Below are 19,387 nucleotides of genomic sequence, written 5' to 3' on the forward strand. Positions count from 1 at the left end.
AATTGACAATATTTTTTTGCAAATTGCAGCAATGTTTAAAGTTGTCGACATTTATTTTCACAACGAGTTGCTTGCCACTTCAATTTGGTAACACTTGGTTTTGTTAATGCTTGTAACAACTTCAATTTTTTTAACGTTTTTAGGCTACTCGTAGCAATACCATGGCTTTCAAATAGATAGGAGATTTGATAATACTGCCCATTTTTCGATACGACTAAATTATTACTTTCATCAGTTTGCAACATACTCTCTATAAGCCAATGTTGAGGAGTAAACTCATTAAGATAATAATCAACAGCACCTTCAAGCTTTGCATCGTTGTAGATATAGGTAATAGTGAACTTATCTTGGGTATTGGCTGTTATATTGCATTGAGCTGCAGGTAAAAATAGGTCTGGGGTGGGGTGAATTGAGTTAATTTCTAGGCATTGATTACCTTCGCTACTTGATGTTAGAAGCAAATTTCTTAAAGGGTTAGATATAAGAATTATAGCAGTTAGGCAAAGCATCACATTTTTATACTCAATAGTTGTTTGAGAAATTTCAGTTACTTTTTTATCCTCCGCAATTACATAGCGTTGTCCAAAATAAAAAAGCCAAGCCATAAAAGGCATATATATATACCAGCCAAAACTATTGTGATCTTGCATTAAATCACTTTGCATTTCTGTGACGTGTCCAATTACTATGAGTGCAGTTATTCTGATCCAGTTGGTGATCAATGCTCCAATAATAGCTATAGATATAAATAGAACGGCGTGACTATATTTTCGAATGTTTAAGAAGATAAATAAGCTTGAAATTGCCAATGAAACAATTAAATAGCGTAAACCACTGCACCCTCCAGCAATTTCAAATACGCCAGATGGTATTGCAATGGTATTGCCTTCAACAAAAATTGGAATTCCGGAGAGGTTCATTAAGTATGTTACAGCGTAGGTCGATATATTTTGTAATATTACCGTTGCCGCGCCCCAAATAGGGGTGAGAAAAATTAAAAATAGCGCTGGAAATAGCACTTTTATCGATGGTTTAAATATTAGTGTGGTAATCGCGGCTATAAATAATATAAAGCTAATACGATAGCCTGTAGGGAATTGTGCATTTATAGAAACCCACAATATATAGCTTGTCAAAATAACTGAAATTAAGGCGCCAAGATGAATTTTTTTATTAAAAATGAGTTCGCCCGACTGGAATAGTAACCAATATAGGTAGATGCAAATAAATGGAATTAAAAAAGCGTGCGAATAGGTACCATCATCAAAACTATAACGCCAAAAATTCTCAATAATAGGTAGCTGAGTTAACGCAATAGCTATATAAACTACTGCTAAGAGAAGTAATGAATTGTAGCGCTTTAAAAAATTCAAGTGTCACCATTTTATACGTGGCAGGCAAATAAAATAAGCGCATACCACGGCATATTTAACTATTATTTTGTTTCGTTAGTTTGCATTGCTAACCTTGCTTGTGCGAGGTGCTCTTTGATAGAGCTATCATTTTTGTCAATAGACTGAGCTAATTCCAATATACTTATAGCTTGCTGTATTTTATTTTTTTTAATTAAAATGATACCTAAAGTGTCAAGTACTTGAGGGTGCTTTGGTGCAAGCGATTTCGCTTTCTCAGCGTAAACTAAGGCATTATCGTATTGTTTTTGCTCGTAATATGTCCAAGCCAAATTGTTTAACGTTACTACGTCATTAGGGGACTGCTCTAATATAGATAAGTAGTTAGCAATTGCTTTTTGGGGTTTATCCTTAATATACAACTCAGCTAGTATTTTTTTGTAGGCGTTACTATTAGTGAATGTTGCTTGTTCCGTATCTAAAAATTTAATTGCATCCGTAGCTCTGTTAGCGGCTTTATATGCAGCTACTAACATTAGACCTACCGCTTCTTTCTTGTTGCTGCTATACGAACGCTGAAGAAAATCAACGGCAGAGTCGTAATTATTGTTAATTAAAGCAATTTGTCCTTGCATTCTTAATACTAATGGGTCGTTTGAATTTTTATTGGCCAAAATATTAATTTTTTGTTTTGCTAGTTCGTTCTGTTTAGTCGCCAATAAATAGTATGCTTCTAGTGACTGAAGCTTAAAATTTGATTTCAATTGCTCTTTAACAAGGCCATTTTGGATCGATTCTAATGCCGCCGAATAGTTTTTTAGCTGATCTTGAAATGCGGCCTGATGCAAATAAGCAGACTCATTATTGGGTTGTGCTAATTGCCAGTTTTCGTATAGCTCGTTAAGCCTTTTAGTTTGCTTACTCTCAAGTAGAATTGCCGATAACGATCGAAAGTAAACATTGGGCATTTTTGTATAATCAGCGTCTTTTTCTAAGATAGATAATGCTTTTTCAAAGTTTTTCTCAATTGCAAATTTCCGAGCGAGAATAACTTTTGGCCAAACAGATGTTGGATTTTGAGTAATAATTGCTATTAGCTTATTTTTTAATTCTTGCTCTGTTTTTAATTGTAATGAATTGCTTATCGCTAATCGGTACGCAAATGGATACTCTAAATCCAAGGCAAATATTTTATCGAGTAGTTTATTCGATTGATTAAACTCTTTTTTCTCTGCGGAGATAACGGCTAAATTGAAAAGAGGTAATACGTCAGTAGGATCATTTTCATTTGCTTGAATAAAGTACTTAGTTGCATCATCTTGTTGCCCTGATTTTAAGGCTATATTTCCGCGTAAAATAATGGCAGCATTATTTTTAGGATTTTCAGCTATCCAACGATCTGCTATTTGAATAGCTTTTTCTGTATCACCGTTTTTTAAATGCGTCATTGCTAAAGCAATATTGGCTGCTTTAAAATCCGGATCAAGTTCTAAAACTTCAGTAAGTTCACTAATTGCTTCACTTTCTGTTTTTTTAAGTTTCAAAATACCAAGTTGAGCTTTCACTTTTGTATCTTTAGGTGAGAGTTTGCTTGCCTTCTCAAACATTTCAATAGCTGAATTTTTATTGCCTTGTTGAAGGAATTCCATACCTAAATTGGCATAAATTCCTGAATCATTAGAAGTATCTGAGAAGCCGGCTAATGACTCCTCTAGTTGCTCACTATAACCAAGTTTAACTTGTAATATTGCAAGTACTTTGTGCACCTTATGGTCTTTTGGTAAATGACTACTAATGGCATTAAGAGAGGAGTATGCTTGTTCATCATTGTTTAACTGAAAGTTACTCAGCCCCGAGATCATTTGAGCTAAACCATTGTTTGTGGCACTAACCACACTTTCTGCAAGCTCTTTAGCTGATTCGTAATTTCCTTCAGCATATTCAATTTGGGCTGCTAACGTGTTAACAGTAGGGTGGTTTTCATTAATCTTTCGTAATTCATTGATGTGCTGTTTAGCTTTATCTAGCTCGCCAGCACGAACATAATTGTGAGCAATGATAGTTTTTATGCCCATATTATTGGGCTTAAGTTTATAGTATTCACTATACGCTTGAGCTGCTGCCAAGTATTGTCCAGTATTGCTTAAAATACTTCCTTTTAATAACCATGCTTCTTGAAATTTAGCATCATTATTTAAAAGCTCTTCTACAAGAGTAAGAGCCTCAGTGTTACTGTTTTCATATACTGCAACAAAAGCTCTTCCTAATACACTGTGCTGAGAGCTGCTACTTAGATCATTCGCTTCTTGAATATTTTCTTTTGCTTCATTTAGCTTATCTAAACTTAAATTAGCTTGTCCCTGTAAAAGTAAGGCGTAAATTTGGTCATCTACATTAGAAAACTGTATATCAGCCAGTGTGCTTTTGATTTCTTCAAATTTACTTAGAAGTAACTGTGTTTTTGCAAGCAATAATGCTGCTTGCTGATTTTGTACGTTTCCTTGTAGTGCTCTGTTAAATTCTTTTTCAGCACCTACAAAATTGTCGGCATCTAAGTAAATTTTGCCAAGTAAAAAGCGTGCATCTTTATGATTTGGATCATTTTGTAAAATATTTTTAAGGTTAATAACAGCTTCGCCACTATTTCCATTTTGCATTGATGCTTTAGCTTGAGAAAGCAGTGTTGCGTTGTCTTTAGGTGCTGAACAGGCTACTAACGCTATGGCTAGTGCTGATGGAAGCAATTTAGCAAAATATTTATTCATTTAAAATCCCTTTACTAGGAGGCACAAACTTAAGCTAGAAAGTATACTGAGCTTTTGTGGTAATACAACAGTTGTATTTAGGGTTATTTACAAACTATTCGTCGTGCGATATGAAACATGATACGAGGGATGATGCCGGCGTTACCAAACGGTCGCCATGTTTTGGTAAACTTATTGCGGTAAGCATCAAAATGTAAACCATGAGGGGCTGAAATAATGTCACCTCTATTTAGTAAAATTTTTAGTGTGTAGGTTCCTGCAATTCCGGCACATAAATTAACAGCCATTGGTGTAGAAGGACCACGTTTTTCAGTAAAGCTGACACGAGATTTATCAACCAAATAGGGGCGTTGTAGCATGGCTGGTGATAAACCAATAAGAAACTGAATTAACTGATCTTGCTCTGATTTACCTGAAAAACGAAAATACTCTTCATAGGACATTTCTCCAGGCATAAAACAAAGAAAAGCACAGCCCATACCAAGCGGTGCAGCAGTGATCACGGGAATATTTTTTTCATAGCATTTTTGAAAAACTGTTTTGCGTGCTTCTAGCGCAAAAAAATCAAGCGCATCAACGTAAATATCAACATCCTCTAAGAATTCATCTACGTTATGTGAAAAAATGCCCTCTGGAAATGATTTTATGTCTGCCTCAGGATTTATATCTTTGGCAATATTTTCCATAACATCGACCTTTTGCTGGCCGAGGGTTGACATAAATGCACCTGATTGGCGATTAAAATTATGTACTTCAAAGTCATCAAAGTCAGAAATATTAAAGTTAGCTATACCTAAGCGGGCAAGCGTAACCAAATGTATTCCTCCAACACCGCCTGCGCCAGCTATAGCGACTCTTTTATTTTGTAACTGCAATTGTTCATCTTCAGTAACCCAACCAATATTTCTGGAAAATGCATCTTGGTAATTAAACATCTTATATCCTGTTTCCTTTCATGTTGAATTGCCGGTTAAACTTTATACAGTTATTTAACTAGTGATAAATGCTTACAGATGTCTTTAGCTATGGCGTCGTATAAACATTTAAACCCTGGCGTTAAATTTTCCATAAAAATTGTTGGATTAATATAATAAGGAGCACGTAAACCATGGTAATCAATAGCTTCACCAAGTTGAATAAAGTTAATGCCAACAAATTTCATACTACGAGCTAATCTAGGCTCCATCATGACATAAACATGTTTAACACCTGTTTCTATACTCATAGTGGCAGCTGCCATATATAAGCCAATGGCAATAAATGGAAAGCAGCGTAACTCTGTTTCAGAGTAGCTAGACTCACTAATGGCACCTACAGCTGAGCCTTTAAATTTATCGGTTTTACGTCGCCTAAAGTCTGCTTTTACTGCCAGCCTCGAAATTTCGGCGATTTCGTTTCGAGGAAAATTACTGGGGTGTAGCTCGGCATTTTGTATCGCTTCTAAGCAGTATTTTTCTATTGGGAGTAATTCTGTTTCGTTTGCGGATTTTACCACACGTACACAGCTAGTGTATGTGTTGGTTGGCTTGTGCTTGATCATTGAAAAAATAGATTGTGCATCAAACTCGTCTTGTTCCTTGCCTTCGTCTTTTATTTTCTCAAAAGCAAGTTCTTCACAATAAACATTGTGTCGAATGCGAAATACTTCATCGCGTAAGCTGTCGTTAATGGCAACTTCTGGCTTTAAAAATTGAGTGAAATGCTCAGCAATATTCATTGCATCATGATTAACTTTCATTGATGCAATACGCTTAGTGATGTTCCCTATGACAGGCGCATTTAGCAATTTCTTGCTCCAGCTCATTATTCCCTCAGCTTATTAAAGGCTTATCGTTAAGTGCGTTTACTATTATTACTTTATTTAATGCTAGTTGTATAATTAAATTAGCTATTTATGAGTTGATTATAGAATAAATTAGTTAATTATTGATGAATTAGTTGTAAATTTAATCACTTCTTATAATTTGTTTTTATTGGCACTATCTCTATTGCGGTTTGATAACCAATATTAAATAAACTTACTTTTTTTTCTTCGCACATACCAAAGTCGACGGCAGAAGATAAACCTGTATTGATGATGATAGTATTGTGCCAAAATGCATCATTGATATATTCTCGAGATATTGTCGTCATAAAGGTGCGAATTAATAAAGTAACATAATTAATAATTGGAAATAGCCCGTTCGTTTTCAGTTCGTCATATTCATGTTCACCGCGAAGTCGAAAACACAATACTGGCGTGCCATCCATTGCCCAGTCTCTGTGTAAGGCATCTTCTGATAGAATACTGCCGTCTACCATTAAGTGTTTGCCAAAGTTTTTAAAGCTAAAAACCAGTGGAATGGACATTGAAAATCGCACAGCTTGTGAAATTTTCATGCCCGGTGTTCTATCACGATTAAAAATAACAGGGCGACCGGTTTTAACGTCGGTGGCAACAATATGTAAATTAGCGTCTATTTCGGCAAATGTTTTGCCTTTTAGGTGCTTGTCGACCCAATTTTCAAATACATCACCAGAGCTTAAGCCGCCATTTCTAATTAAATTAAGTAACGAAAAACCTCTAAACTGATTGTAATTGGTGGTTATAGCTATATGCTTAATTTCATCAATCGATAGTCCCGATGCGTATAAGCTCGCGATGATACTGCCACCTGATACGCCGACAATATGAGAAAAATTGATATCTAATTCTTTTAAAGCTTGTAATACACCAATATGAGCTGGCAGACGAGTTCCGCCTCCTGCCAAAATAGGTACAATTTTCGCCACGTAGCGTCCTCCTACATTAAGTAATGTAATTATGTACAAAAATTTTTAATTCGCTAACTTAAATATGCTAAATTTAAGTAGAATTTACCTTTATCTATCCTCAAGCGAGTTTATGAAATTAATAATTAACTTAGTGTTGGCGGCCTTAATAATAAATAGCCTAAAAGCTTATGGTGATTTAGTTGATACCGTTCGTCTGATCAAGCCATCTGTGGTTGGAATTGGTGTGCATACGCCTACCGGACGGCCAAAAAATCAGCTGTTTGGCAGTGGTTTTATTATTGGAGATGGAACTTATGTCGTTACTAATCACCATGTTATTGAGCGAGAACTAGATGCCAGCCTATTGCAAAAGCTGGCGGTATTTAGCGGTAAAGGGCAAGCGGCTAAGGTTATTTTTGCCAATTTAGTCGCACACGATAAAGAGCATGATATTGCCATACTTAAAATTGAAGGCAAGGCATTACCCGCATTGAAATTAGCTAAGTATGATTTTCTTGATGAAGGCCGTGATATCGCCTTTACGGGGTTTCCTATCGGAGCGGTGTTAGGCTTATACCCAGTTACACATAAAGGTATTATTGCCGCAGTTACTCCAACTATAACCCCGGTTGATGATTCGCGACAAATTAGTATTGCCATGTTAAAACGGTTACGTGACCCGTATTTGGTTTATCAATTAGATGCAACAGCATATCCTGGCAACAGCGGAAGTGCTATGTATGACGTTGAAACAGGTGAGGTTGTTGGTATTATTAATAAAGTATTTGTCCAGCAAAGTAAGGAAACAGTGATCAGTAAGCCCAGTGGTATTACTTATGCCATTCCGGTGAAATATTTACATCAGTTATTAAAAAAGCACAGTATTGATTTAAACTAGTTTCAGCTATTAGGCGGTATTAATCGTCAGCTTGAACTTGTGGTGTTATTTGACTGACTTGCTTATTTAACAAGGTTGATATTGAAACCAGTTCAATATTATTCTTTTTCAGTTGAGGCAAAAGTTTGGTCAATGAACGGACAGTTTCAGGATGAGGATGAGCAATGGCAACAACGGTTTTATATGCTTTCGCTGCACGGATGAGTTTGTTGAATTGGTTACTGATATATGAATGCTCTAATTGATTATCAAGAAAAATATGTCGATGCAAACTAGGTACGCCAAAATTTTGAGCAATTTTTTCTGCTTGGCTGGCGCGGCTGGTCTTACTATCAATAAAAATTAAGTTTCGCTCTTTGAGAAATTGCATAGTCCAAGCCATAGGTTTGTATAACTCGGTAAGCTTGCTGCCCATGTGATTATTGATACCCAGGGCGAATGGAACCTCTGCAAAAGCATCTGACAATTCTTGTCGAATACTCAGTTCAGTCATGTCGCTGGTGAGTGCGCCTGGCCCTAATTTTTTACCATTTTTTGCTTCCATTGGAATATGAAGAATGACGTCGTTATTTTTGGCTTTGGCTTGTAACGCTAAGGCTTTTCCGTACGGCGTATGCGGTAATATTGCATAACTAATACTACCAGGGAGATACAATGCTTGAATATCGCTTTTTCGGTAGCCGATATCATCAATAATGATAGCAACCTGTGCGGCATTAGATAAAAAGGAAAATGAGCTGAGTGTACTTACTAGTATACAAAGCATGAAAGGTAGTCGCAGCACGTATAGTCTTTTTTTGTCTTATTATTTTAAGGCTAAGCCTAACAGTTAACTGTGATGAAATCGATGTAAATAGTGTAGGTAATTATTATTTGCACCAGAGTTTTGGGTTTTTTGCAATTCCGGCATGCCTTATTTCAAAATACAAACCGGATTGTGATTGGCCGCCACTTTGACCGGTTAAGGCAATTGGCTCTCCGGCTTCAACATGCTCGCCAACAGACTTAAGCAACGCTTGGTTATGACCATATAAACTCATATAACCATCGCCATGATCAACTACAGTTACCAATCCGTAACCTTTTAGCCAATCAGAAAATAATATGGTACCGCTATGAATTGTTTTTACTTGCCTACCAATAGGCGCTGACAAAAATACGCCTTTCCATTTTAAATAGCCTTGCTTTCTTGTACCAAAGCTATGTTGAATTTTGCCTTTTACTGGCCAAGACAGCTTGTGCTTTAGTTTGCTTAATCCTTTTAAGTTTTCTGCTGTACGTGCAGCTTCAGCCATTTGCTTTAGTAAGGCTACAATTGACGCTTCTTGCTGTTCAAGTTTTGCCAATTCTCCTTGCTCTGTCAGCTTTTTGGAGTTGAGTGCTTGTAGCGTTTGTTTTTGTTTGGCTTTAGACAGTTCAAGTATTTGCTTTTGTTGACGTTGCTCGTGAGTTAGTTTTTCTAATTGTTTGCTTTGAACTTGTTGCTGTTGCACTACATCATTTAGCTTGGCGATAGTGTTTTTAAATGCTTCTATTTCATTGATTCTAGCTTTATTTAAGTACTGATAATGGGTGATGGTGCGTTGCACACTCGCCGGGTTTTCTTGGTTCAATATCAGTTTCAAATAGTCATGATGACCAGCAGAGTATGCTGCCCGAAGTTGCTTTGCTAATATTTGCTCTTGCTGCTTTTTTTCTAGGTCTAGTTGTTTTTTTTCTAATGCAAGTTGCGCTAGTTTTTTTTGACTCGTGATAAGCTGACTATTAGTTGCTCGCAGTGCTTTAGCTATTTTGCCTATTGCAATATCATCAACTTTTAATTGTTGTTCTAAATCACTTATTTTTACGTTGGTACTTGCTAAATTATGCTTTTGTTGGCTTATTGCCCTTTGTATTTCATCGAGTTTTTTATTGGTGCTTTCAGTACTGTCACTTTGTGCAAAAGCAACAGCAGAGCTGCAAAAAATTATAACGCCAACAATACAAATATTGCTGGCGAATGACCTTTTTACTTTTAAATTCTTTGTTAAAAACACCAGAATGGCCTATGCAAGCTTCATTAAATTGCTGCCGGTCATTTCTGTTGGTTGAGGCAACCCCATTAAATTTAACACTGTTGGGGCAATATCACTTAATGCGCCAGTTTTTGCAGCTTGTGCATTTCTACCTACATAAATTAACGGTACAGGTTCACAAGTGTGTGCTGTATGAGCTTGTCCTGACACGCTATCTAGCATTTGTTCTGCATTACCGTGATCAGCGGTAATCAAACATTCGCTGCCTGTTTTATCTAATGCTTTTAATACTCTCGCGATACTGATATCGACTGCTTCACAGGCTTTAACTGCGGCATCAAAATCGCCTGTATGACCTACCATATCACCATTAGGATAGTTACAGACGATAAAGTCGTGTTCGCCACTTTCAATAGCAGAAACAAGTTTGTCAGTTAATAATGTTGAATTCATTTCTGGCTGCAAATCATAGGTGGCAACCTGTGGTGATGGGATCAATACTCGTTCTTCACCTTTGAAGGTATCTTCTTTGCCACCGCTAAAGAAAAAAGTGACATGAGCATATTTTTCAGTTTCAGAGATACGCAGTTGGGTTTTATTATGCTTCTCTAGCCATTCACCTAGTACATTGTCGAGTTGCATGGTCGGAAAAGCACAAGATGCATCAATATCGGCAGCATATTGAGTTAACATAACAAAATCACTAATTTTCGGTTGCTGCTTCTTAGTAAAGCCAGAGAAATCAGCCTGCGTAAAGCAACGGCTAAATTGACGGGCTCTATCTGCACGGAAATTCATAAATATCAGGGCGTCGCCATCATTGACTTTGATTGTTTCACCATCTTGATTGGTAATTGCAGACGCTTTAACAAATTCGTCATTTTCATCACGAGCGTAAGCAGCAGCTAATGCTTGAGTGGCCGATGAATATTGGTATTGAGCTTCACCCGAAACCATCAAATTATAGGCTTGCTCAACACGCTCCCAACGCTGATCTCTGTCCATTGCGTAATATCGACCTATAATTGACGCGATTTGGCCATAACCAAGTTCATTAAACTTTTCTTGAGCTTTTATTAATGATGCTTCAGCGCTGCGCGGCGGCGTATCTCGCCCATCTAGAAAAGCATGCAAATATACTTGGGTCGCGCCGCGTTTTACCGCTGTCTCTAGCATAGCAAAAATATGATCTTCGTGGCTGTGTACGCCACCAGGAGATAACAAACCGAAAACGTGCACGGCGTTGTTACTTGCTACTGCCGTATCAACCGCTTTGCACAATGCTGGGTTAACTTGAAATTCTTGGTCATTAATTGCCTTTGTTATGCGAGTGAAGTCTTGATAAACAATACGTCCAGCGCCTAAATTCACATGACCAACTTCTGAGTTACCCATTTGCCCATCAGGAAGGCCGACTGCCATGCCTGACGTCTGTATAAGCATATTTGGCTTGTTCGCCATTAAGTCATCGAGTACTGGAGTCTTTGCATGAAAAATGGCATTAGATTCAGTGTTTTCTCTGTATCCCCAACCATCTAAAATAATAAGAACTGTCGACTTCTTGTTTGGCATTACGATTTCCTTGAATTAATAAAAGCGCGATAAATATCAGCTAACGGATAAAAATATATTTTCAGCGGCAGTATATCAAGAGCTGCTCAGAATATCTTCTGTCACTAATGAGAAAATGTTTCAGTAATGGTAGCATTTTGCTTTGAAGAACTATTACTAGGTCGATCAAAATAACCTTAGTTGCATTAAATGCCAGCAACAATGAAAAGTTCAGTTTGGGTTTGTAATTTTAGCCTGTATACTGTGGCCAATTTTAGTTTATTAGAATGTAGAATTTATGGACCAACTAATTACGTTTGCAATGAGCCAACCTTTATTGAGTGCAGTGTGGCTTGCCCTAGTACTAATGATAATTGTGCTGACAATTAAAATTCAAATGTCACCAATCAAGCAATTGAGCACTCAACAATTGACCTTTTTAGTGAATAGAGAGTCAGGTGTTGTTGTAGATACCCGAAGCGAGAAAGACTTTAAAGCCGGTCATATTGTTGATGCAATCCATTTAAATAGTGAAAAAGTTAACAAAAATGATTTCACTAGTCTTGAAAAGCATAAAGATGATCCCATCATTATTGTATGTACAGCTGGCATTAGTGCGAGTAAAGTGGCAAGCCAAATGGCAAAAGCTGGCTTTAAACGTGTTAACTTGCTTAAAGGCGGTATGAATGCGTGGCAAAATGCTGGTTTACCGCTTGCCAAAAAGTAATGAGCTAACGAGATAATATAATGGCAGTTGAAATTTATACTAAGGTAACGTGTTTTTATTGCATGCGAGCAAAAGCCTTATTGGATGATTTGCAAGTTGCGTATAACGAAATAAAAATTGATGGTGATGCGGCTTTACGTGAAAAAATGATCACACGTAGTCATGGCGCTTCAACTGTGCCGCAAATATTTATCAATAACCAACATATAGGTGGTTGCGATGATCTATTTGCATTGCACGCTCAAGGTAAACTAACAACACTTATCGCAGGCTAATATTAGTTACCTGAATAAGTAAAAATAATTTTAGAATTAATTCGCCGAAACTGGCGAAAAATATAGGAAGTAAGAAAATGGCTGACGAAAACCAAAACGGCGCAGAAGCAACAAGCGAACAAGCACCACAATTTGCAATCCAACGAGTTTACACAAAAGATATTTCTTTTGAAACGCCAAATTCTCCGGCTATTTTTCAAAAAGAATGGAAGCCAGAAATTCAATTAGATATTGACACAAAATCTACTAAATTAGCTGATGATACCTTTGAAGTAACACTTTCATTAACGGTAACAGCGAAAGTTGAAGAGCAAACTGCATTTTTAGCTGAAGTACAACAAGCAGGTATTTTCACTATTGGTAATTTACCAGAAGCGCAATTAGCGCACACTATTGGTGCGTTCTGTCCAACAACGTTATTCCCTTATGCACGTGAATCTGTTGCTAACTTAGTTAGCCGTGGTTCATTCCCACAAATCAATTTAGCGCCAGTTAACTTTGAAGCATTATTTGCCAATTATGTACAACAAAGAGCAGCACAAGCAAACGCTGAGCAAGCTCCAACAAGTGCTGAAACTCACTAATATATGACTAGTCATTCGGCCGCTATCGCAGTTATAGGTGCAGGGTCTTACGGCACTGCACTGGCAATTTGCTTAGCGCGTAATGGTCATAAAACCCTACTTTGGGGGCGAGGTTCAGCGCATGTTGCTGAAATGGCCAGAACTCGTGCAAATGAAAAGTATTTGCCGGGCAGCCAATTTCCAGAGTCGTTAGCTGTCAGTGATGATTTAGCTGCGGTTACCAGTAGTAGCACAAATATTCTTTTGGTTGTACCCAGTCATGCCTTTGGTGAAGTGCTGAAGCAAATTAAGCCGCATATGCGTAATGACGCTCGTTTAATATGGGCAACTAAAGGTTTAGAGCATGAATCGGGTCGTTTGTTGCAAGATGTGGCACGAGAAATTCTCGGAGAAAAGGTTTCATTAGCCGTGCTTTCAGGGCCAACGTTTGCAAAGGAAATGGCCGCAGGTTTACCGACTGCTATTTCTTTATCTTCAAGTGATGACAGCTTAGTTAGCGATATTTCTAATTTACTGCATTGTGAACGCACTTTTAGAGTGTACAGTAATAATGACTTTATTGGTGTTCAACTCGGTGGTGCGGTAAAGAATGTTGTCGCAATTGGTGCAGGTATGGCTGATGGTATAGGTTTTGGTGCTAATGCGCGTACAGCTTTGATCACCCGAGGTTTAGCTGAAATGACGCGCTTAGGGTGTGCTTTAAATGCGGAGCCGTCTACCTTTATGGGGATGGCTGGCTTAGGCGATTTAGTATTGACTTGTACCGACAATCAATCGCGTAATCGTCGCTTTGGGTTAGCGCTTGGTCATGGCGATACTGTGGAAAAAGCTATGGCAGGTATTGGCCAAGTTGTTGAAGGTTATCGCAATACTAAAGAAGTTTATATGCTTGCAGAGCGAGTTGGTGTAGAAATGCCGATAGTTGAACAAGTGTATCAAGTACTTTATTGTGGCAAAGATGCTCGACTTGCGGCAGCCGATTTATTGTCGCGTGAACGTAAATTCGAATAGCGATAGACCGGGTTCATTTTGTCTATATAAAACGGCGTTTTATCTTGTGATAACCCGCCGTTTTTTAGTTTTTAGACGGAGTTGGCGAAACCAAGCTGTCGCCACGCTTCATAAATAATAACAGCTGTTGCATTAGATAAGTTCATGCTACGACTGTCTTTTATCATTGGAATACGAATTTTATCTTGATCAGGTATTTGCTGCCTAACATCTTCTGGTAAGCCACCAGTTTCCGAGCCAAACAATAAATAATCGCCAGATTGAAATTCGATATCACCGTAATAACTAGTTGATTTAGTTGTTACCGCTAGTACACGTTTCGGTTGTTCACTTTCAATGAAACTTTGATAATTTGCATGGCGTTTAAGTGCAGCAAATTCATGATAGTCTAACCCGGCTCTTCTTAATTTTTTATCTTCTAGATCAAAGCCTAATGGTTCAATAAGGTGTAACCTAAAGCCCGTATTGGCGCATAAGCGAATAATATTGCCTGTATTAGGTGGAATTTGTGGTTGGAATAAAACGACATCTAGCATAGTTCGCGCTTAATTTAATTCTATAATGAATATTATTATACCCTGCTTATTGTCGAGCTTAATAGCTGTACTAAGAAAATATTATACATTTTGTACTGTAGCCATTAGCTACAGTATTTATCTAGGATTGGGGCTAATTCACAGGAGTAAACTATGGATGAAAATAGCGTAAAGCCAGAACGGTATACGTTTCTTGTTAAGTTGGCAGCCTTTGCCGCAACTACCACAGCCTTACTGCTTGTTGTCTTGAAACTATATGCTTGGTTTGTTACTGATGCCAGTGCTATGTTAGCTTCCGCAACCGATTCCATTCTGGACTTATTTGCCTCGGTAATGAATGTCATAATCTTACGCTATGCTTTGGCTCCGGCCGATGACGAACACAAATTTGGTCATGGTAAAGCTGAAAGTCTTGCAGGTTTAGTGCAGGCCGCATTCGTACTTGGCTCCGCCTTGTTGTTAGTATTTAATGGTGTTGACAGGGTAATTAATCCGCAACAAGTTGTCAGAACTGAAGTGGGTATTTGGGTCTCTGTAATCGCAATTGTGATGACACTATTATTGGTTGTAATTCAAAGGTACGTTATTGCAAAAACTAAATCGGTGGCAATTAGTGCTGATGCACTTCATTATCAGTCTGACTTGCTCTTAAATTTAGGTGTTTTATTAGCATTATTTTTAAGCCAAGGGTATTGGTTGCAAGCTGATGGTGTTTTTACCGTTGCAGTGGGGGGATTCCTGATCGTTGGTGCCAGTAGAATTATTTGGATAAGCGTTCATCAATTAATGGATCATGAGCTTACTGAGCAAGAGTTGGAGCGTATAAAGCAAATTGTTCTTCAACATGAAGGTGCGCTGGGCTTGCATGAATTAAGAACGCGCCAAGCCGGGCAGAACAAGTTTATACAATTTCATTTAGAGCTAGATGACAACCTTTCTCTGCTAGAGGCCCACAGCATTGGTGAAGCTATAGAGCAGGAGATTATTAAGGCTCTGGCGCCATGTGAAGTTTTTATTCATCATGATCCGTCTTCCGTTGTTGGTGAGGAATTGGCAAATAATGAAAAGGCTGTTGAGCCATACACTAACGAATGATATTAATGTTTTTTCTCAAACCAATTAAGTGCCGCATTTATAGCGGTATTACGATGCTCGTCGATTTCGAAAAATAGCTCATGATACGCGCCTAAGATTTGTTTGGGTTTTCCACCTGGGCAAGACTTTGGATGCGCTTGGTTTAACTGTTGGCAAAAGTCATCTTGAGCGCTGTTATCTACAATATGCTCTTCACTTGCTTGCATCAATAATACAGGTGCCGTAATGCTTGATACATTATGAAAAATATCAACATTGGCTTTTAGCGCTTGGGCAAGCCAATTAAATGTTACGCCACCTAGCTGAAGCTCAGGACGTTGTTGATATAATTCCTGAAAGCGCTGGTATCTAATTTTTGAATGCATAAGTTTATTTTCAGCAAATGGCGTTATATTGCTGTCGTTTTGGCCAAAAAAGTACCATGGATTGTCAGATAACCAATGGTTTAATTTTGTACCAGATTTTACAATGGTTTGAGCGAGCCAGTTTGGTATACCGCCACTAGAAATAGCGATCATCGGGGAGCTTAGTGCTACTGACTGCACATTGTTTTGATAGTGTTGTAAATACCTGAGCGCTATGGCTCCACCCATGGAATGAGCTAATATAAGTTGCTTATGCAGCTTTTTTGGATGTAAACGTGGTAATTCTTTATTGAGAAGCTGGTTGATATCCTTGGCATAATCATCAAATTTTTCAACATAACCTTGCCATTGATTCTCAACTAAGCGTTGCGATAAACCTTGGCCACGGTGGTCAATAATAACACTATCATAACCTGCCAAATCAAGATCATAGGCGAGTTCCTGATATTTTAAATAGCTCTCTGAACGCCCCGGTATAATAACAATATAGGGTTTATTATGCCGCTTGAAATTAGTAACATAAGCAATAGTGATTTGGTCTTGGCTTATAAACCTTGCTTCGCTCACTTCTTGCCAGAAAGACTTAATTGCCGCAACTTTATCTGAAGTAAGCGCTCGGTTTTCTACCATAGTTGCAGCATCGGCCATTAATGAGAATCCTGTGAGAAGAAGGAAAATTGTTGTTATTAGTTTTATTTTAGCTAATTCCATGATGGTTATTTTTATCTATTACAATGGGTATTTCAATAGTGACAGTTAGCCCTTTGTTATCATTATTCTTAGCAAATATTTTACCGCCGTGTGCAATAACGGCTTGTTTTGCTATCGCCATGCCTAAACCAGTTCCGCCTGTTGCTCGGTCGCGCGCTTGCGTTACGCGGTAAAATGGTTCAAATAGTCGGCTTAAATCAGCTGGAGGTACGCCTATTCCACTATCAATGATATTGATAACAAAATGACTCTCTTTTTTCACTAAGCTTACATTGAGTTGATCATTATGATGACTATATTTAACGGCGTTGATCAAAATATTATTAAACGCGCTTGCAAGTAAGTTAGGATCAGCTTGAGTTAAACTAACGCCATTGTTTTGAAAATTGATATTGATTGATTTTTCGTTGGCAATATATTGAGCGTCTTCAATACATAGCTGCAATAATTGTTTTAAATCTACCGACATTAGTTCCATTTGGCTAATAGTGTTTTCCATTCTGGAAAGCGATAAAACATTGGAGATCATTTCATCAAGTCGTGCTACTTCTAACTCACATCGCTGCAAGTGTTTTTGTAGCAACTCCGGGTTAATACTTTCTTGCTGTGCTAGCCCTAAAGCAATTTGCAGCCGAGTCATTGGCGAACGTAATTCATGAGATACATCGGCCATTAAACGCTGATGTGAGCCTATGTTTTGCTCTAATTTTTCTGCCATTAAATTGAAACTGGCGGCACAAGCGCCAATTTCGTCATTCCTTTGTGCTGCAAGGGGAACTCGAGCTGTTAGCTCTCCATCGCCAAAACGAGCCGCCGTTTTTTGCATCGCAATTAGTGGTTTTGTTAATGAGCGAGCTAATAGCCAAAGGAAAACTGAACTAATAATGATAGGAATGCCGATTCGGATCCATATGGGTAGTCGAAGCATAAAACTGCCAAAGCGTAACTTTCTTTCTCTGTCAGCTAAAAATACTTGAAAAGGGGTATCGCCAATATTAATGGTGACAGGGCCAGTCATACGGAAAAATTCAAACTTGATGGTGGTTAGGCTCTCTAGGTTATTTTCTTGCAGGAAACTCTTTAAATTTGAAACATGCCAATTGCCACTTGAGATAACGTCATTGGTCTGCATGTTTTTAACTAATAACTCTTTATTTTTACGTTTCGGCAATAAGGTTAATATCTGCTGCGGATTGACAATGTTTGACTGAGAAATTATGTTTTCAACACGCTTAAGCTTTGCAATGTCCATATGGTGACTGGGAGCAATAAAGCTTTTAGGTCGAAATTGCTCTGATACTAGACGAGTAATACCTATGGTTAATATTATAATCAACCAGAAACAAATAAATAATTTTGCGCCAATAGAGGTAAAGCGACTCGTAAACTTTAACATTAGCTAAATTCACCTGCTAAAAAAATATAGCCGGCACCACGTATAGTTTTAAACTTGTCCGTTGGACTAAAAGGTAATAGTTTGCGCCTAATATTACTAACATGCATATCGATGCTGCGATCAAAGGCGCTTAGTTTACGCTTAAGTACGCGTTCAGAAATTTCATTTTTACTAACAATTTCACCGGGTTTAGACATCAGGTGTTCAATTATTTGATATTCAGTACCTGTTAATTCAATGATTTCATTGTGACAAGTTACTTGGCGTGTTGCATGATTTAAGATAACACCATTAACTTCAAGAACTGGGTTTTGCTCTTTGCTTGTTTGCACAATATCAATACGACGAAGTATGGCATTAATTCTGGCAAGCAGTTCTCGATGTTGAAAAGGTTTCGGTAAATAGTCATCAGCGCCTAATTCTAACCCTAAAATACGATCAGCGTTATCACCTTTTGCAGTCAACATGAGTATTGGTGTTTTATGATTGCCGCCGAGTGCTTTTAACACTTCAAAGCCTGTTAAACCGGGCATCATTACATCTAATAATATCATTGAAATACTTGCGTCGAATGCTTGTTCTAACCCAGAAACACTATCGTAACAGCAGACGAGCTCAAAACCTTCGGTCGCTAAATAGTCAGATAGTAGCTCTGCCAGTTCTTTATCATCATCGATGAGTAATAGCTTATGTTTCTTCATCATTACGGCCAAGTTTTATGTACATACCAGTATAATAACGTATAAATTTACTTGAACTGAGAATATTTACATAACATTTACGTTGGTTTGCGTTTCTTTTCGTTGCAACTTTTATACTGACGTTGAATTAATTGAGGAGTTAAAGTTATGAAAATATCAAATTCAGTATTAACACTAAAGCCCTATTTAATAGCAACGATAACAGTACTTAGCTTGGCTTCATATACTGCTGGAGCCAATGGTTATGACAATATTCAATTTAGTGAAAGAGCAGAGCAGCACGCGTTTAAAAAAAGTGGTCATGGACATCATATAAAAAGAATGAAGCAGCGCTTTAAAATGATGGCAATGGAACTTGAGTTAAGTAAAGAACAACGTATACAAGTTCGAGAAATATTTTCTAATACCAAGGCAGAAAAAAAAGAGCGTCGTGAAGAGCTTTCTGGTTTTAAAGCACAACTTAAATTATTAGCACAAGAAAGTGTCTTTGATGAAGAAAAATTTAAAGCGATTTATGCTGAGTTTCAACCTGTGCTTGAAAATATTGCCATGGAAAAAGCAAAAGTTCGACATGCTATATATCAAATATTAACCCCTGAGCAAAAAGAGAAATTTAACTCAATGAAGGGCGGGCGAGGTCAGTTCTTATAA

General features: G+C 37.7%; 19 protein-coding genes. 7 read left to right on the plus strand and 12 right to left on the minus strand.

Annotated features, from left to right (window positions below; genetic code table 11):
* Positions 1–35: 35 nt before the first annotated feature.
* The 5 genes from xrt to AC27HL_RS16615 all read right to left on the minus strand — a co-directional run bounded on the left by xrt (position 36) and on the right by AC27HL_RS16615 (position 6,889).
* Positions 36–1,373 (minus strand): exosortase, encoded by a 1,338-nt coding sequence (xrt, locus tag AC27HL_RS16595; protein WP_487082167.1) that lies wholly within the window; start codon positions 1,371–1,373, stop codon positions 36–38.
* Positions 1,374–1,435: 62 nt separating this feature from the next.
* The gene (gene prsT / locus AC27HL_RS16600) at positions 1,436–4,117 is read right to left on the minus strand and encodes an XrtA/PEP-CTERM system TPR-repeat protein PrsT (RefSeq protein WP_487082168.1); all 2,682 of its coding nucleotides are present in this window, start codon (positions 4,115–4,117) and stop codon (positions 1,436–1,438) included.
* Between the two features lie 83 nt (positions 4,118–4,200).
* Positions 4,201–5,052: a ThiF family adenylyltransferase gene (locus AC27HL_RS16605; RefSeq protein ID WP_487082169.1), complete on the minus strand. Its 852-nt coding sequence runs from the start codon at positions 5,050–5,052 to the stop codon at positions 4,201–4,203.
* Positions 5,053–5,102: 50 nt separating this feature from the next.
* On the minus strand, positions 5,103–5,921 hold the full coding sequence (locus tag AC27HL_RS16610; RefSeq protein WP_487082170.1) for a PEP-CTERM/exosortase system-associated acyltransferase: 819 nt from the start codon (positions 5,919–5,921) through the stop codon (positions 5,103–5,105).
* Positions 5,922–6,067: 146 nt separating this feature from the next.
* Complete coding sequence (locus tag AC27HL_RS16615; RefSeq protein ID WP_487082171.1) at positions 6,068–6,889, minus strand: patatin-like phospholipase family protein; 822 nt, start codon at positions 6,887–6,889, stop codon at positions 6,068–6,070.
* Positions 6,890–7,001: 112 nt separating this feature from the next.
* Here AC27HL_RS16615 and AC27HL_RS16620 point away from each other — a divergent pair, with 112 nt between their 5' ends.
* Positions 7,002–7,769, plus strand: coding sequence for a S1 family peptidase (locus tag AC27HL_RS16620; RefSeq protein WP_487082172.1), 768 nt, complete (start codon positions 7,002–7,004; stop codon positions 7,767–7,769).
* A gap of 19 nt (positions 7,770–7,788) precedes the next feature.
* On the opposite strand, the gene AC27HL_RS16625 is transcribed toward AC27HL_RS16620, so the two are convergent.
* The 3 genes from AC27HL_RS16625 to gpmI all read right to left on the minus strand — a co-directional run bounded on the left by AC27HL_RS16625 (position 7,789) and on the right by gpmI (position 11,356).
* Positions 7,789–8,535 carry a divergent polysaccharide deacetylase family protein gene (locus AC27HL_RS16625; protein WP_487082173.1) on the minus strand — a complete coding sequence of 249 codons (747 nt, stop codon included), beginning with the start codon at positions 8,533–8,535 and terminating at the stop codon, positions 7,789–7,791.
* A 103-nt stretch (positions 8,536–8,638) separates the two neighbouring features.
* Positions 8,639–9,805 carry a murein hydrolase activator EnvC family protein gene (locus AC27HL_RS16630; protein WP_487082174.1) on the minus strand — a complete coding sequence of 389 codons (1,167 nt, stop codon included), beginning with the start codon at positions 9,803–9,805 and terminating at the stop codon, positions 8,639–8,641.
* 9 nt (positions 9,806–9,814) lie between these two features.
* Positions 9,815–11,356, minus strand: a complete 1,542-nt coding sequence (gene gpmI / locus AC27HL_RS16635; RefSeq protein ID WP_487082175.1) for a 2,3-bisphosphoglycerate-independent phosphoglycerate mutase — start codon at positions 11,354–11,356, stop codon at positions 9,815–9,817.
* A gap of 277 nt (positions 11,357–11,633) precedes the next feature.
* Between gpmI and AC27HL_RS16640 the strand changes: the two genes are divergently transcribed.
* The 4 genes from AC27HL_RS16640 to gpsA all read left to right on the plus strand — a co-directional run bounded on the left by AC27HL_RS16640 (position 11,634) and on the right by gpsA (position 13,932).
* Positions 11,634–12,062, plus strand: a complete 429-nt coding sequence (locus tag AC27HL_RS16640; protein WP_487082176.1) for a rhodanese-like domain-containing protein — start codon at positions 11,634–11,636, stop codon at positions 12,060–12,062.
* A 17-nt stretch (positions 12,063–12,079) separates the two neighbouring features.
* Complete coding sequence (grxC, locus tag AC27HL_RS16645) at positions 12,080–12,337, plus strand: glutaredoxin 3 (RefSeq protein WP_487082244.1); 258 nt, start codon at positions 12,080–12,082, stop codon at positions 12,335–12,337.
* A gap of 77 nt (positions 12,338–12,414) precedes the next feature.
* Positions 12,415–12,921 (plus strand): protein-export chaperone SecB, encoded by a 507-nt coding sequence (gene secB / locus AC27HL_RS16650; RefSeq protein ID WP_487082177.1) that lies wholly within the window; start codon positions 12,415–12,417, stop codon positions 12,919–12,921.
* Between the two features lie 3 nt (positions 12,922–12,924).
* Complete coding sequence (gene gpsA, locus AC27HL_RS16655) at positions 12,925–13,932, plus strand: NAD(P)H-dependent glycerol-3-phosphate dehydrogenase (RefSeq protein ID WP_487082178.1); 1,008 nt, start codon at positions 12,925–12,927, stop codon at positions 13,930–13,932.
* A gap of 71 nt (positions 13,933–14,003) precedes the next feature.
* Here gpsA and trmL read toward each other — a convergent pair whose 3' ends face one another.
* Entirely contained in the window at positions 14,004–14,468 is a 465-nt protein-coding gene (gene trmL / locus AC27HL_RS16660; RefSeq protein WP_487082179.1) for a tRNA (uridine(34)/cytosine(34)/5-carboxymethylaminomethyluridine(34)-2'-O)-methyltransferase TrmL, read from the minus strand.
* 153 nt (positions 14,469–14,621) lie between these two features.
* Between trmL and AC27HL_RS16665 the strand changes: the two genes are divergently transcribed.
* Complete coding sequence (locus AC27HL_RS16665) at positions 14,622–15,563, plus strand: cation diffusion facilitator family transporter (protein WP_487082180.1); 942 nt, start codon at positions 14,622–14,624, stop codon at positions 15,561–15,563.
* Positions 15,564–15,565: 2 nt separating this feature from the next.
* Here AC27HL_RS16665 and AC27HL_RS16670 read toward each other — a convergent pair whose 3' ends face one another.
* Genes AC27HL_RS16670 through AC27HL_RS16680 form a run of 3 tightly spaced genes read right to left on the minus strand, consistent with a single transcriptional unit; the run spans position 15,566 to position 18,739 of the window.
* Complete coding sequence (locus tag AC27HL_RS16670) at positions 15,566–16,576, minus strand: alpha/beta fold hydrolase (RefSeq protein ID WP_487082181.1); 1,011 nt, start codon at positions 16,574–16,576, stop codon at positions 15,566–15,568.
* 49 nt (positions 16,577–16,625) lie between these two features.
* Positions 16,626–18,035 carry a HAMP domain-containing sensor histidine kinase gene (locus AC27HL_RS16675; protein ID WP_487082182.1) on the minus strand — a complete coding sequence of 470 codons (1,410 nt, stop codon included), beginning with the start codon at positions 18,033–18,035 and terminating at the stop codon, positions 16,626–16,628.
* Positions 18,035–18,739, minus strand: coding sequence for a response regulator (locus AC27HL_RS16680; RefSeq protein WP_487082183.1), 705 nt, complete (start codon positions 18,737–18,739; stop codon positions 18,035–18,037). The genes AC27HL_RS16675 and AC27HL_RS16680 overlap by 1 nt, the downstream gene beginning before the upstream one ends.
* Before the next feature lie 144 nt (positions 18,740–18,883).
* Here AC27HL_RS16680 and AC27HL_RS16685 point away from each other — a divergent pair, with 144 nt between their 5' ends.
* Positions 18,884–19,387: a Spy/CpxP family protein refolding chaperone gene (locus AC27HL_RS16685; protein WP_487082184.1), complete on the plus strand. Its 504-nt coding sequence runs from the start codon at positions 18,884–18,886 to the stop codon at positions 19,385–19,387.

The organism is Colwellia aquaemaris, assembly GCF_057548755.1.

Excerpts from the sequence above, each read along its gene's own strand:
- prsT (WP_487082168.1), bottom strand. The coding sequence starts at position 4,117 with ATGAATAAATATTTTGCTAAATTGCTTCCATCAGCACTAGCCATAGCG.
- AC27HL_RS16605 (WP_487082169.1), bottom strand. The coding sequence starts at position 5,052 with ATGTTTAATTACCAAGATGCATTTTCCAGAAATATTGGTTGGGTTACT.
- AC27HL_RS16610 (WP_487082170.1), bottom strand. The coding sequence starts at position 5,921 with ATGAGCTGGAGCAAGAAATTGCTAAATGCGCCTGTCATAGGGAACATC.
- AC27HL_RS16620 (WP_487082172.1), top strand. The coding sequence starts at position 7,002 with ATGAAATTAATAATTAACTTAGTGTTGGCGGCCTTAATAATAAATAGC.
- AC27HL_RS16625 (WP_487082173.1), bottom strand. The coding sequence starts at position 8,535 with ATGCTTTGTATACTAGTAAGTACACTCAGCTCATTTTCCTTTTTATCT.
- gpmI (WP_487082175.1), bottom strand. The coding sequence starts at position 11,356 with ATGCCAAACAAGAAGTCGACAGTTCTTATTATTTTAGATGGTTGGGGA.
- AC27HL_RS16640 (WP_487082176.1), top strand. The coding sequence starts at position 11,634 with ATGGACCAACTAATTACGTTTGCAATGAGCCAACCTTTATTGAGTGCA.
- secB (WP_487082177.1), top strand. The coding sequence starts at position 12,415 with ATGGCTGACGAAAACCAAAACGGCGCAGAAGCAACAAGCGAACAAGCA.
- gpsA (WP_487082178.1), top strand. The coding sequence starts at position 12,925 with ATGACTAGTCATTCGGCCGCTATCGCAGTTATAGGTGCAGGGTCTTAC.
- trmL (WP_487082179.1), bottom strand. The coding sequence starts at position 14,468 with ATGCTAGATGTCGTTTTATTCCAACCACAAATTCCACCTAATACAGGC.
- AC27HL_RS16665 (WP_487082180.1), top strand. The coding sequence starts at position 14,622 with ATGGATGAAAATAGCGTAAAGCCAGAACGGTATACGTTTCTTGTTAAG.
- AC27HL_RS16670 (WP_487082181.1), bottom strand. The coding sequence starts at position 16,576 with ATGGCCGATGCTGCAACTATGGTAGAAAACCGAGCGCTTACTTCAGAT.
- AC27HL_RS16675 (WP_487082182.1), bottom strand. The coding sequence starts at position 18,035 with ATGTTAAAGTTTACGAGTCGCTTTACCTCTATTGGCGCAAAATTATTT.
- AC27HL_RS16680 (WP_487082183.1), bottom strand. The coding sequence starts at position 18,739 with ATGATGAAGAAACATAAGCTATTACTCATCGATGATGATAAAGAACTG.
- AC27HL_RS16685 (WP_487082184.1), top strand. The coding sequence starts at position 18,884 with ATGAAAATATCAAATTCAGTATTAACACTAAAGCCCTATTTAATAGCA.